Annotated in this window: 13 protein-coding genes; 6 read left to right on the top strand and 7 right to left on the bottom strand. The window is 41.5% G+C overall.

What is annotated here, in order from left to right:
* The first annotated feature begins 35 nt into the window (after positions 1-35).
* The 4 genes from FPL27_RS01555 (at position 36) to FPL27_RS01540 (ending at position 4,812) form a co-directional block, all read left to right on the top strand.
* The gene (locus FPL27_RS01555; RefSeq protein ID WP_143959413.1) at positions 36-1,064 is read left to right on the top strand and encodes a Fe(3+) ABC transporter substrate-binding protein; all 1,029 of its coding nucleotides are present in this window, start codon (positions 36-38) and stop codon (positions 1,062-1,064) included.
* 27 nt (positions 1,065-1,091) lie between these two features.
* A complete protein-coding gene (locus FPL27_RS01550) occupies positions 1,092-2,726 on the top strand; it encodes an ABC transporter permease (RefSeq protein ID WP_143959412.1) in 1,635 nt (544 codons plus the stop codon).
* Positions 2,727-2,734: 8 nt separating this feature from the next.
* Positions 2,735-3,772, top strand: a complete 1,038-nt coding sequence (locus FPL27_RS01545; RefSeq protein WP_143959411.1) for an ABC transporter ATP-binding protein — start codon at positions 2,735-2,737, stop codon at positions 3,770-3,772.
* A 296-nt stretch (positions 3,773-4,068) separates the two neighbouring features.
* Entirely contained in the window at positions 4,069-4,812 is a 744-nt protein-coding gene (locus FPL27_RS01540) for a 1-(5-phosphoribosyl)-5-[(5-phosphoribosylamino)methylideneamino]imidazole-4-carboxamide isomerase (RefSeq protein ID WP_143959410.1), read from the top strand.
* Positions 4,813-4,861: 49 nt separating this feature from the next.
* Here FPL27_RS01540 and FPL27_RS01535 read toward each other — a convergent pair whose 3' ends face one another.
* Positions 4,862-5,218, bottom strand: coding sequence for a hypothetical protein (locus FPL27_RS01535; protein WP_143959409.1), 357 nt, complete (start codon positions 5,216-5,218; stop codon positions 4,862-4,864).
* A gap of 76 nt (positions 5,219-5,294) precedes the next feature.
* Between FPL27_RS01535 and FPL27_RS01530 the strand changes: the two genes are divergently transcribed.
* The gene (locus tag FPL27_RS01530) at positions 5,295-5,630 is read left to right on the top strand and encodes a tRNA-binding protein (protein WP_143962065.1); all 336 of its coding nucleotides are present in this window, start codon (positions 5,295-5,297) and stop codon (positions 5,628-5,630) included.
* Between the two features lie 2 nt (positions 5,631-5,632).
* Positions 5,633-8,095, top strand: a complete 2,463-nt coding sequence (locus FPL27_RS01525) for a bifunctional UDP-N-acetylmuramoyl-tripeptide:D-alanyl-D-alanine ligase/alanine racemase (RefSeq protein WP_143959408.1) — start codon at positions 5,633-5,635, stop codon at positions 8,093-8,095.
* Positions 8,096-8,107: 12 nt separating this feature from the next.
* Here FPL27_RS01525 and FPL27_RS01520 read toward each other — a convergent pair whose 3' ends face one another.
* The 6 genes from FPL27_RS01520 to FPL27_RS01495 all read right to left on the bottom strand — a co-directional run bounded on the left by FPL27_RS01520 (position 8,108) and on the right by FPL27_RS01495 (position 14,105).
* Positions 8,108-11,128, bottom strand: coding sequence for an AsmA-like C-terminal region-containing protein (locus FPL27_RS01520; protein WP_143959407.1), 3,021 nt, complete (start codon positions 11,126-11,128; stop codon positions 8,108-8,110).
* A 108-nt stretch (positions 11,129-11,236) separates the two neighbouring features.
* Positions 11,237-11,851, bottom strand: coding sequence for an NADPH-dependent F420 reductase (locus FPL27_RS01515; RefSeq protein ID WP_143959406.1), 615 nt, complete (start codon positions 11,849-11,851; stop codon positions 11,237-11,239).
* Between the two features lie 244 nt (positions 11,852-12,095).
* Entirely contained in the window at positions 12,096-12,893 is a 798-nt protein-coding gene (locus FPL27_RS01510; protein WP_143959405.1) for an inositol monophosphatase family protein, read from the bottom strand.
* Entirely contained in the window at positions 12,893-13,588 is a 696-nt protein-coding gene (gene rsmI, locus FPL27_RS01505) for a 16S rRNA (cytidine(1402)-2'-O)-methyltransferase (protein WP_143959404.1), read from the bottom strand. The genes FPL27_RS01510 and rsmI overlap by 1 nt, the downstream gene beginning before the upstream one ends.
* Positions 13,589-13,590: 2 nt before the next feature.
* Entirely contained in the window at positions 13,591-13,818 is a 228-nt protein-coding gene (locus tag FPL27_RS01500) for a 4a-hydroxytetrahydrobiopterin dehydratase (RefSeq protein ID WP_143959403.1), read from the bottom strand.
* A 20-nt stretch (positions 13,819-13,838) separates the two neighbouring features.
* On the bottom strand, positions 13,839-14,105 hold the full coding sequence (locus FPL27_RS01495) for a DUF493 family protein (RefSeq protein WP_143959402.1): 267 nt from the start codon (positions 14,103-14,105) through the stop codon (positions 13,839-13,841).
* Positions 14,106-14,137: the final 32 nt, after the last annotated feature.

Genomic DNA, 14,137 nt, shown 5'->3' with positions numbered 1-14,137 from the left:
ATAATGATTAATTTCGCCTCAAATTAAATAAGACTATGCTTAAAACTCTCAAAAAAATTGTGCTTGGCGCAGGATTAGGGATGTTTCTTTTCTCTTGCCAATCGAATGACGAAAATATTGTAAACGTATATACCCACCGACATTATGAAGCAGACCAGCAACTTTTTGATAAATTCTCCGAACAAACCGGGATAAAAGTAAATGTTGTAAGCGCAAGTGCCGATGAACTTATTCAGAAACTAGAACTTGAAGGGGCTGGCTCACCAGCTGATGTATTAATTACCGTAGATGCAGGAAGGCTTTTCCGAGCTGAAGACAAAGATCTATTGCAGCAAATCTCCTCTGACGTTTTGGAAAAGAATATTCCAGAGAAATATAGAAGCCCTTCGGGAAAATGGTTTGGACTAACATATAGAGCTAGAATTTTAGCTTATAGCAAAGAGCGAGTAAACCCAGGTGAGTTGACTACTTATGAGGATTTAGCCGATCCAAAATGGAATGGCAGGGTTTTGACCAGATCATCCGAAAATATTTACAACCAATCTCTTTTAGCCTCCCTTCTATTGGCTAATGGCGAGGAAAATGCCACTGAATGGGCCAAAGCGGTGCTTGGCAATATGCCTAGATCTCCAAAAGGTAATGATAGAGACCAGGTAAAGGCAGTAGCTGCCGGCGAAGGTGACGTGGCAATAGTCAATACCTACTATATCGGCATCATGCTCAATGACTCCAACGCGGAGGAAAGAAAAGCCGCTGAGCAAGTGGGCATCTTTTTCCCCAATCAAGAGGATCGTGGCACTCATGTAAACATTTCAGGAGCTGGAGTGACAAAGCATGCTCCACATAGAGAAAATGCCATTAAACTATTAGAATTCCTATCTGAAGCAGAAGCTCAAAGTATTTTGGCCAACATCAACTTTGAATATCCGGTGAACCTCAATGTGGAACATTCCGACTTGCTCAAGTCTTGGGGGGATTTCAAAGCTGACGAAATTAATCTAGCTCGATTGGGGGCTAAAAATAAGGATGCGGTCATGATCTTTGACCGTGTGGGGTGGAAATAATTATCAATCTGAAAGTTTATAGTAGTCTTGGATATAACCAAACAAAACTATTATTGGTGGAATAAATGGTCAGGGGCTGCGGTCATCATATTGATTGTGATCGCAGTGCCTGTGTTTACGATTTTCTTCAAAATTTTTGAGCCCCCCGGAAACAGCTGGAAGCATCTGTCCGAGAACTTACTAGCAGGCTACTTCCTAGACACCATCCTCCTTTTATTTGGGGTGGCTTTTTTCACTTTTCTGATAGGAGTAACCACTGCCTGGCTCGTTTCCAATTATGATTTTCCAGGCCGAAGATATTTCGAATGGCTTCTAATTTTGCCATTAGGCTTCCCTGGCTATATTATGGCTTATACCTATACAGGCATGTTGGATTATGCCGGGCCAATTCAGTCGTTTCTGAGAAATACCCTAGATATCCAGGTAACCGGCAGCCTGTTGGATATAATGAATCTGCCTGGGGCAATTTTCATATTGTCAATCACACTCTTTCCATATGTATTTGTAATTAGCAGGTCCTCCTTTCTCCAACAGTCCAAAACTTTGCAGGAAGCCTCAGCCCTTTTGGGAAGTAGTAGGTGGAGAACCTTTCAGAAAGTAGCCTTACCATTAGCTAGACCTGCAATAGTGGGAGGCATAGCCTTGGCCTCCATGGAGGTGCTCAATGATTATGGTACTGTCAAATATTTTGGGGTCAACACTTTTACCACGGGCATTTTCAGAGCATGGTTTTCGATGGGAGATGCCACCACAGCCATATACCTTTCAGCCATTTTAATGCTGTTTGTCTTCACCATCCTATATTTGGAAAGCCTACAACGCGGCAACCGCCAATTTGGAAATGCAAACTCCCTGACCAAACCTTTGGAAAGGGTGCACATCAACTGGCAGAAAAAAGCCGTATTTACCACTTTTTGCACAGTGCTTTTCCTTATAAGTTTTCTTATTCCATTGATCCAGATCATCTATTGGGTGATTTTAACTTATGAAAAAGTCATTAATTATGATTTTTTCCTTTTGATTTTTAGAAGCTTCAGTCTAGCTGCAGGCACCGGTGTAGGCGTAGTAATACTGTCTATCGTCTTGTTATACGCCTTGCGACTTAGCCCTTTCAAGTGGATGAAAAATGTGACCAAAATAGCCACTTTGGGCTATGCCATCCCGGGAGCAGTGATCGCTGTGGGCATTATGGTGCCACTTTTGGGTTTTGACAAATGGGTAACTGGGATTATTTCTCCTGGAAACATTAGACTACTCCTTTCCAGAACCCTTTTTGGATTGGTCTTCGCTTATATAGTCCGTTTCATGGCGGTAGGCTATAATCCCATAGACTCTGGTTTCCAAAAGATAGGAATACACATCAACGAAGCCAGCCGGCTTTTGGGCAAAGGTTCCACCAAGACCCTATGGAAAATTGACTTGCCCCTAATCAAGCCCAGCCTCTTCAGTGGGATATTGCTTGTCTTTGTGGATGTTTTAAAAGAATTACCCTTAACTTTGATCCTTCGCCCATTCAACTATCACACATTGGCCACTAAGGCTTTTGACATGGCCACCAACGAAATGATAGCAGAATCGGCAAATGCTGCCCTGATTATTATTTTAACCGGTATTATCCCGATTATATTTCTGAACCGGATGATCAGAAGAAAAGAAGCTTAGGATAAAAAATGACGATATTAGAACTACAATCTGTAGATAAAAAATATAGCCAGGCCGACAATTTTGCGGTCAAAGATGTATCCTTCCAGGTAACCTCTGGCGAAATCCTCGCCCTTGTCGGGGAGAGCGGTTCCGGTAAAACTACCCTTTTAAGATTAGTAGCCGGCCTGGAGCATCCTGATAATGGGATTATTTATCTTTCAGGCAATAAAATCGTCGAGGGTAGAAAGTCTGTGCCATCAAACCAGCGGAAAGTAGGTATGGTTTTTCAAGACTACGCCCTTTTCCCCCACCTCACAATAATTGAGAACGTCAAGTTCGGTCTTCCCAAATCTGGGCCTCATCCTGACAAGATAGCCGAAGACACCCTAAAACTGGTTGGTCTTTCGGAGAATTTCAGTAAATACCCTCATCAACTTTCTGGAGGTCAACAACAACGGGTAGCATTGGCCAGAGCTATAGCCCCACAACCTTCTATATTACTGATGGATGAACCATTCAGTAATTTAGATGCAATGCTAAAAGATCAGGTAAGGGAGGAAATACGCCAAATAATCAAAAAAACCGGAGTTACGGCCATATTTGTAACACACGACACACGAGATGCCCTCTCCACTGCCGACAGAATAGTCATCCTACACAAAGGACGATTGCAACAAATCGACACACCCCGAAATCTCTACGAAAAGCCAGTGAATCCTTATGTCGCTAACTTCTTTGGCAAAAGAAATGAGATCTTGGCGACACCCACAGTAGATGGTTTTTACACACCTTTTGGATTCATTTCTGACGAACGTTCCAAGCAATACACTGAAAGGGTAAGAATACTTTTCCGGCCTGAACATGCCACCTTATATCGAGAAGTGGACCGAGTACTGAGCGGATTTCTTTTCAAGGTGTCCTATTATGGTGATCATCAAATAGTCAAGTTGGCTGACGAAGACGGCAAACGAGTAAGCATCAAAACCCAACCTCATCTGGACCTGAGCGATTTAGCCCAAGTTGGCTTCAGTTTAGACTATTTTGAGGTAGAGCCTGCCTTTTAAAACCACTAATTTGGCTTCCCTACCTATTTTTTTGAAAAAATTGCCATTGATGTAAATTTCCGATTTCCATTCTTTCTATTTTAAACTATAAAAACATGACATTGAGCATGTTTTACTCTCATTTCATTGCCGAATCCGAAAAATCCCTAAACTTTTGTTGTTAAAATTATTGAATTTGTTTCTTTTGTATTATATTTAGAATACTGTAATAGGAAAATAGTGCCCTTTCGAGTCGAACAGTATTGTTTTCGATCAACCTATTATACCCCATTTTATCACCTTGTAAATTCTTAATTATGTTTGAAATAATTCCATCTATATGGCTCATAAACGGCAAGTGTGTCCGCTTGAAGAGAGGGGATTTTGCCACGCAGGAAGTAATTTCCAATAATCCATTGGAAATAGCGCAGGCATTCGAAGATCATGGTATCGAGCGACTGCACTTAGTTGACCTTGATGGCGCAAGACGAGGGGAACCTAAGAACTACCATATCCTTGAAACAATTGCAGGGTATACTAACCTAAAGATTGACTTTACGGGGGGTATCTCTACGGATGGAGATGTGATAAAGGTGTTTGAACATGGTGCCCTTACCCTTACTGCCGCTTCAATTGCAGTAAAAGATCCTGATAAATTTACCCAATGGATGGTTTCTTATGGACGTGAGAAAATTAACCTTGCAGCTGATACCAATCCAGTAGATCACAAGATCAAAATACGCGGTTGGCTGAAAAAAACTGAAATTGATCTTTTTGACCATATCCAATATTTCTATGACCGAGGACTGAAGTACTTGAAGTGCTCTGACATCACAAGAGATGGTGTAATGGAAGGACCAAACTTGCAGCTTTATTCTGAGATTCAAACTAAGTTCCCTGACTTGAGCCTAATTGCTAGTGGGGGAGTTAGAAATGTAGATGATTTTAGAAAACTTAGAGATATGAACCTTAAAGGTGTGGTGTTTGGGAGAGCCTTCTATGAAGAGAAAATCAGTTTGGCTGATATTGACAAGTTTATGGCAGAAAAAGTAGAGAAATAAAAAAAGGAGATTTTAAATCTCCTTTTTTTATGCTTAATATAGTGCTTTACTAATTATCTTCTTTGAATTTATCTACTATGTAGAGGAATAAGTTAAAAGAAAGCGTAGAAACATTATCCTTTCTCATATCTTTTTCTCCACCTTGTCGATAGATATTACCTTGCTTGCTTGAGGTAGTTGCTGGCTTTTCTTTAACTGTGGCAGGTTTTTCTGTAGCACGTGGAGCAGTATATTCGAATGCTTCCGGACTCTCCATTCCAAAATTTTCTTCTACGCGTGGCTCTGGCATATTACGTTCTCCTTCATGACTCTGAGCCATTGATGTTACAGCTAGGGCAGTACATAGCAATGCACTCATTGTAAAAACCTTTTGCCAAATATTCGAAATATTATTCTGTACAACCATTTTTGTTCTGAATTCTATATATTTCCAACGCCAACATAGCAATGAAAGTTTCCAAATATACAAAATATAAGATATGATGCAAACGATTGACTTTATTGATTTCCAAAAGGTTGAGCTTCGAATTGGGACCATAATCGAGGTTTCCGAATTTCCTGAAGCGAAAAAACCAGCCTACAAACTCAAAATTGATCTTGGCCCTATCGGCATCAAACATTCATCCGCTCAGATCACCACCCGATATTCCCTAGAGCAACTAAAAGGTCGACAAGTAATCTGTGTTTGCAATTTCAAACCAAGGCAAATTGCTAACTTTATGTCAGAAGTTTTGGTTACTGGATTCAGTGACGAAAACGGAGCAATTGTCCTGGCATCTGCTGATCAGAGGGTGCCTAATGGATCCAAACTACATTAAATATGATTAAGCCACTGACGCTGCCTGTATTGCTTTCAACTGTGGAAGGTAGAGTGATTCTACAAGGTGACACGTTCGATATCGAAAACATTATCACCGATACCAGGAAAATCACTACCGCCACAAATTCACTTTTCATAGCCCTTTCTGGCCCCCACCACAATGGTGTGTATTATTTAGAGGAAGCATACAAGAAAGGAGTACGGATGTTTTTGGTTCAGGAGGAACTGCCAGATTTCTCAATTTTAAAAAACGCAACAATCATAAAGGTGAAATCAAGCCTGCGTGCTCTCCAACACATTGCCTCCTACCAAAGAAGGCATTTTAAAGGTCAGGTCATATCACTTACTGGGTCCAATGGCAAGACAATCGTCAAGGAATGGCTTAGCCAAATTTTAGGTGAAAAGTATTACCATTACAAAAGTCCAAAAAGTTTCAACAGTCAGGTAGGAGTTCCGCTTTCCATGATGGGTCTACAAGCCGGCCATAAACTGGCCATTTTAGAGGCAGGCATCTCCAGACCGGATGAGATGGATAACTTGGAGTCCATTATTAAACCCAATTTAGTAATATTCACAAACCTAGGATCCGCCCATGCAGAGGGATTCGAAAGCAGGTTTCAAAAGTTAAAGGAAAAAGCAAAACTGGCTGCCAATGCTGACTTTATTATCTATAGGAAAGAACAAGCTGAAGTTGCCCAATATCTTGAGGGAAATTTTCCGGATGGCAACTTAGTTTCTTGGTCCGACAATGTGGGAGTGGACTATTGCTTAAGTGTAAAGATAACAGAGGAGCAAACCAAGATTATTTTACTGCAGCCCAATCTGCAGATGTTTACCTTCACATGCAATTTCAGCGACCAAGCAAGCTTGGAGAACCTTCGCCATGTGATCACCACTGCTTTGACTCTTGGCATGTCTCCTTCTGAGATACAAAAAGGTCTGAGCAACCTACGGCCTTTGGATATGAGAATGTCCATCAAACAAGGCGTAAATGACTGTATACTGATTGACGACACCTACAGCAACGATCTTGAGGGTTTGAAAGTGTCATTGGAGTATATGCAACTCCAGCGTCCAAAACGTCGCAAAGTGCTAATCATATCTGATTTCCTTCAGACAAATCAGAAAGAAACCTATGAGGTTGCGGCCGGCTTGATGCAGCAGCATAAAATTGACAGGATCTATGCTATTGGAGAGCAAATAACTCATTTAAAGAGCTTCAAAAGTTTGAATTGCAGCTTTTTTCAAAACACCTCAGGTTTTCTTGAAAATTTTTCCGTCGATGATTTTCATCAGGATCTAATATTGGTCACAGGGGCACGCAAATTCCAGCTAGAAAGAATCATTCAGCACTTGGAGCAAAAAGTGCACGGCACCTCACTGGAAATTAATCTTAATGCACTAGCCCATAATTTCCATTATTATAAAAGAAAACTCCATCCCAAAACTAAAGTGATGGTGATGGTAAAAGCCTTCGCTTATGGAGGTGGGTCGGCAGAAATTGCAAATATGCTCCAACAAGTCAAAGCAGATTATCTTGCAGTGGCATATACAGATGAGGGTATATACCTTCGAAATAATGGCATCACACTGCCGATAATGGTGCTGAACCCTTCGCCAGAGTCTTTCCCCTTGATTTTTAGCCACCAGCTGGAGCCTGTTATCTATAGTTTTGAGATGCTCAAGCAGCTGACCATTTTTATGAAAACTATGGAAAGTATTATTAATATCCACCTAGACTGTGATACAGGAATGCACCGATTGGGCTTTATGGAAGACGAAGTGCCGGAATTGAAGAAAATCCTGCATAAATCCCCGTTTCTAAGAGTTGCTAGTATTTACACCCATTTGGCCGGAGCTGATGACGATCAGTTTTTAGAGTTTTCTAGACTACAGCTTGAAACTTTTTCTAAAATGGCTGAGGAGTTGTGTAGCGGTCTAACTGAGCAACCCTTATTGCACGCTTTGAATTCGGCGGGGATTATAAATTTTCCGGAATATCAATTTGATATGGTCAGATTGGGCATTGGGCTTTATGGAGTTGAGGTTACCGGTAAGCATGAGTCCCATTTACAAGCTATCAGCACACTTAGAACCACCGTATCTCAAATCAAAACTTTGCCTGCAAGAAGCACCATCGGGTATAGCCGCAAAGGGCAAATGACCAGTGGTGGAAAAATTGCAACCCTAGCCATAGGGTATGCAGACGGGTATGATAGAAGGTTTAGTAACGGAAAAGGATACGTACTTATTAATGGCCAAAAGGCGTCCGTCATAGGCAATGTCTGCATGGACATGACCATGGTAGACATCACAGGGTTAGACGTCAGAGAAGGCGACCAAGCCCTCATCTATGGGGAAGGCATTTCCCTTAAGGAACTCGCTACCAACATAGGTACCATTCCATACGAACTTCTCACTAACATAAGCAGTAGAGTCAGGCGTATATATTACTCAGAGTAACTTTTGATTTTCCTAATTTGCCCTATCACTCGTATCCTTTTTAGCAGGAATAAATCCACCCAGCCCTCTACGCAAGGCATTTTTGGCTTCATTGGCAGCTTTGTTTTTAGCTTCTTCTACCTGACGGTCGGCCTCACGCCGTACGCTATCCCTTGCCGAATCTGCTTTTTGCTTCAATTCATTCTTTAAACTATCCTCCTTTGCTCTATACTGTTCTACGACCTCAGCCTGTACTTGCTGAAGCTGATCTTCAACTTTACCCCTTTCAGCATCTACGCGTGCGCGTACTGCTTGGGTCAATAGGTTTTCAATACTATTTCCTCCCGCCAAATTAAGTCGTGGATTTTGATAGGACCCTCCAATATTGATTGATACCGGAATGATTGTGGAAGTAGCTCCAGCACCGGCACCTGATATGGTGGACAACAAATTATTAACCTGTCCGCCAAAACTACCCGCAGGTACTTTCATGTTGAGCAAGTAATTAATAGTCCCATCAAATCCAGTACTTCCTTCGATGCTAGTCTCATAATCCCAAAGCCTAACATTAAATGGACTTACCATAAGACGACCATCCTCAATCCTAGTACTTAAAACTAAATCCCTGAAAGTAATCGTTTTCGCATCCTTAAGCTGGGTCAATGAGGTAATTCCCTGGATCAACCTACTGTCCTCAACAGCAGCCTGAACAATCTTGATCAACCCGCTACCATCCAAGCTTGAGAGTACTGGCATCATATTCGGTCCCAAGTCACCACTTAAAGCGAAATTAGTATTAAAATTCCCTTTAACATTTTGGGCAATGGGGGCAAACGCCTGTACGGTATTGAGAGAAGTAAACGCCTCCTGAATGCTTACCGCATTAACATTAAAATTCATATCAAATGAAGGCGACTTGATGTCCCTTGAGTCATAGACACCATTGAAAGTCACCTGCCCACCTAGTGTTTGTGTAGCCACGTCTTTCAAGGAAAGTACACCATCCTTCAAAGCCATGCTTCCACGTGCATTTTTTAACACTAAGTTGTCATACAAAACTTCATCCACCCCAATTCCCATAGTGAAATCAATATTTCTCGGCAATTCGATTACCGAAAGGGAGGTGGTATCCTGAGTTTCGTCTCCTCCAGTCATCCATTCATTCACATCAAATTTTGTGGATTTGATGTCCAATTGCCCAGTCAACACCTGATCCTCGCTCATAGCATAGGCGATATAGTTGCTGAGACTACCTGTTGCGGTCACTGGGCTTTGCCCTAGCCTGGCATCAAAATTCCTTAAATTGATGCTATTTGGAGAAAAATCAGCTTTTGCATTTTTAATCCGTACTCCCTGGGGAAGGTCTAGATCAGTATAATAAAGATTCATGATCTCCACATCCCCTTTGGTATCCACCCTATCATAACGGCCAGCTTCCACATCGGCATACCTCCCTTTGGTATCAATATCAGCACGGATTCTCCCCTCCATTATTACATTTTCCATGGGGAAAATAGCGAGCATTTTACCTAAGTCCACTGTTCCATGCAGGCTCCCATCCCAATTTAACTGCTTCAGATCACTTACCTTCATATTTCCACTGATGGTCTCTCCTTCCAGGCTAAATCCAAATTGACTGATATCCACCTGCATATCATCCATGTTGCCTGTGGTGTTGATAATTCTCGTATGAACTTGTAGGTTTTCAATAGGTGCAGGATATTCTGCATTTCTTACATAGCCGTTCCTCAAATTCATGGTTGCGTTGACGGCTGGAATTCGATTGGCAACGCTGTCATATCGCCCTTTGGCAGTGGCATCTACAGAGAGCATTCCTCTCAATTCTGTCCCTTCAATTGGGAAAATACTTGTCATTTCCTCCAAATTTAGTGATCCTTGCAGCTGCCCCTCCATGTCATAAGTCCTCAAATTATCCACAGCCAGTCTTCCACTTACCGGGTTATCCCCAAATTTCATCCTAAAAACCGGAATCTGGACCTGTGTATTTCCCATGTCTGAGGTAGTGTTTCTCACCAACATTTCCATATTCACATCACTAACTGGACGTGGAAGGTCTGGATATTGAAACATCCCATCCGCAACGTTCAGTGCCATTTCAAACGAAGGCATGCTTTGCTCATCAAAAACTCCTCTCACATAACCTGCAAAATCCATTGTCCCTGAGGTCTGAAGCCCCTGGAAGTTCTCATTGTAAATACCCGGAACCAAGGATAGTACACTTCTAAAACTATTATCTTTGCCTCCAAACACAAAATCCATTTCTATTGCTTCAGTCGGCATAGCTAACCATCCGGTCAAATCAAAATTGAACTCATTGAGTGTAAAATCACCTTCTGAGAAAGCAAATCTCATCTGGTCCATATCCACATTGATTTTGCTATCTGCTTTGAATCTCTTGTTTTGAAGATAATTCACCCCTTCATAATCCACTCGAATAATGTCAGCTCGAGCATCGGCATAAAGGTCATAAACATCCAAGGTAAAGTCACCCTCACCCTCCATATCCACATTGGCCAGAGCCATAAAAAAATCTAATTCCCTATCATCATACACCAAGTTCAATCCTTTTACTTCGATAAGATTGATACCCATTCTGAATTCAGAAGGCTCCTCAGAAGCCGCTTCTCCGCTATCCACAGCTATATCATAGTTAGCTGTGCCATCTTCCAGAACTTTGACGTACATCGAGCCTCCCAACAAATGGATTCCACTCAGTTCCGGATAATCATCGAACAAAACAGATCGCAAGTTGATATCCACCTGCAGTGAATTGACATGCATCAAGGTGTCATTCTCAAATGGGGCATTTCCTCTGATGCCAAAATCCCGAATAGTCGCCGACATGTTTGGGAAACGACGCAGTAAACTCAAGCTAACCTTGTCATAATCGTAATAGACCTGGGCGTTAACAGAGGCAGCAATTTCCTGATCTATGCGAGCAAGGATTTTATCTTTGAAAAAAAATGGAATGGCAATCAATACTAGGATAATGAAAAAAAAGATACTTCCTGTAATAATAAGTGCTTTTTTCATGAGAAGATGCGAATTTTAAAGGGATAAGGCCTTATTCAGGCCATCATCTATAACGTAAAAAGCCCTCCAAATGATTTGGAAGGCTTCAATGATTTCAGTCTCGCGTACTTAAACGGACATCAACTTGAAGTGATAATCAGAAGAACTGTTTTTTACATGAGTGATTTCTTTTCTTAAATGATAAAAAGCCTCAAGCAAAAACGCATTCTGCAATTTACCAGCATCTATAGCCTTAAACCCAATTAGCTCTATCAGTTTTTTTACTTTTGCCTTTTCATTCTCACAGTCTCCACAGAAATAGGTTTCTTTTAATAACTCTAAAGGATCGGATTTTGGATAGTCCAATCCCAGGTTATTAAAGGCTTTGTAAATCTTTTTGTGACCAGCTGTTTGCTGAATGTAAGTAGTATTGCAGCCTAGGTCAGGGCAGAATTGCCCGTTGGTGCAATCTATTATTATCTTTTCGGAATTGTTTGAGTTGTTTAGGCAGGCTACTATTTTAGGTAAATACTCATTCTCGCAGCATAACATTACCACATCAGCACTTTCAATTGCAGTACAATATCCATAGAGCTTGTCCTTTTGCATTTCTAGAATTTTCCATTCTATCTGCTTGGGCTCAAACTCGTCCCGCACGCCGAAAATAACATCCACACCACGGGACATGTACTTGTTCCCCAATGTGACGGCTAATTTCGTTCCTCCTATTATTGCTAATTTCATTTTAATCTAGTTTAGTAAATATTAACTAAGCTCTATTGATTAACGCTGTCTATTCAGTATTGTGTTATTAGGTGAAGAAAAACCTCAAAGATTTTTTCGACCCTGCCTCGGGACTTCTCCGTTAATCTTCTGAAATGTAGCGAAATACACCAGTAATACCAAATTTTTTACCGATAAATTGGTTAAATTAAAGCATAATACAATTAATGAAACAAGAAATCCTTAATTATGACTGCGAAATACCTTAGGATTTTTTGAAGATTTGGATCTCTCCAAGCATTTCTTCTTGAATTTTGCCATTACTTGCGATTATTTCTCGGCCAAACACATAATTCGAACCCCCATCAAAATCTGTCACTTTCCCTCCGGCTTCTGTTACGATCAAAGCTCCAGCAGCCACATCATAAGAGTTTAGGTTGTATTCGAAATACCCCTCGACTCTTCCACAAGCCACATAACATAAATCCACCGCAGCACTTCCCAATCTCCGCAATCCATGGGTTTTCTTCATCATACTCTCCAATATGGCTAAATACTTCTGCATCAAACCAAAATCATAATACGGAAATCCCGTAGCAATAAGACTGTCTCCCAAACTGGGCGCTTGGGAAACCTTGATAGGTTTACCATTGCAAAAAGCTCCTCGATCTTTCTGGGCATAGAAGCATTCGTCACGGTTCACTTCATACACCACCCCGAGTTGCAGTTCATTTTTGTGAATAAGAGCAATACTAACCGCATACACAGGTATTCCATGTACAAAGTTGGTCGTCCCATCCAAGGGATCAATGATCCAGCTGTAAGCCTCGCCGTTGTTTTCAGCGGTTCCTTCTTCGGTGATAAAACCCGCTTCAGGCAAAAGTTGACTTAAGTTATCCACAATAATCTTTTCTGCCTGCTTATCCACATAGGACACCAAATCGTTAAAACCTTTATGTTCAACATTATCCACATTAAAGTTTTCACTTTCGGTACGGATAAAATTCCCTGCTAACACAGCGACTTCCTTCGTTTTTTCTAGAATGGCAGTTATATCAATCATTAAGCTTTGGGGTTTTTTCCAGCTACGGTTAGCACTATTTCTCCCTTGATGGGATGCTCAGTATAGTATTCAATCACTTCTTCTAATGTTCCAGCAATGTTTTCTTCAAACATTTTGGTCAGCTCCCTAGATACGCAAGCTTGGCGCTCTGCACCGAAAGCTTCTTTTAACTGCTCCAACGTCTTCATTAGCCTATGAGGCGATTCATAGAAAATCATCGTTCGCTGTTCATCCAATAAAGCTTCTATACGGGTCTTTCTACCTTTCTTATGGGGAAGGAACCCTTCAAACACAAATCGGTCGTTAGGCAGCCCCGAATTGACCAGGGCAGGCACAAATGCTGTAGCACCTGGCAGACAATTGACCACCAGCCCCGCTTCTCTTGCTGCACGAACCAATAGAAACCCGGGATCGGAGATGGCAGGAGTGCCGGCATCACTTACTAGGGCAAGTTGCTGGCCTTGCTCCATCCTTTCAACCAGCTTTTCCACCGTTTTGTGCTCGTTGAAAATATGATAGCTTTGAAAGGGTCGCTGAATTTCAAAATGCTTTAGTAATTTCCCTGTCGTACGGGTATCCTCGGCTAAAATAAGATCAACTGACTTGAGCACATCAAGTGCACGCAGGGTAATGTCTTGAAGATTGCCGATAGGGGTGGGGACCAAATAGAGATCAGGCTTGATAGCTTCACTCATATTTATAGCTTGTCGATGGCATTTGCCAGTTTGCGGTCCTTATCAGTCACTGTATTGCCGGCATCATGCGTGGTGAGCTCAATATCCACCTTGTTGTATACATTGCTCCAGTTAGGATGATGCTGATGCTGCTCGGCCAAAAAAGCCACTCTGGTCATAAAAGCAAATGCCTCCTGAAAATCCTTAAATTCAAAAGTCTTCCTTAATCTGTTGTTCTCTTCAGCCCACATAGGTTTAAGTATTTAAAGTGTTAAAGTGAAATTACGCCCTCTATGGTAGAGGCACGCTCATATACATCCATTACAGCATCACTACTTGGCATCATGGCCTTGATGGTAGCACTGACATAGGTCCCCTTAGTGGATTCCTTCACCGTCATATCACAATTCGGAAGCAGCGCGGCAATTTCATCCTGCCGACCGTTAGGGATGATAAATTTAAACATATAAACAGACGGAAAGTTGGTCTGAGCTTCTAGCTTTTCCTTAAAACTCTCCTTATCAAATTTCTTCTGCATATTTTCTCGATTATATAAACTTCATAACGCCC

This window comes from Litoribacter populi (assembly GCF_007483685.1).
Lineage (GTDB): Bacteria > Bacteroidota > Bacteroidia > Cytophagales > Cyclobacteriaceae > Litoribacter > Litoribacter populi.
The sequence above is the reverse complement of the archived record's forward strand: the minus strand, read 5'-3'. Positions and strand labels throughout refer to the sequence as shown.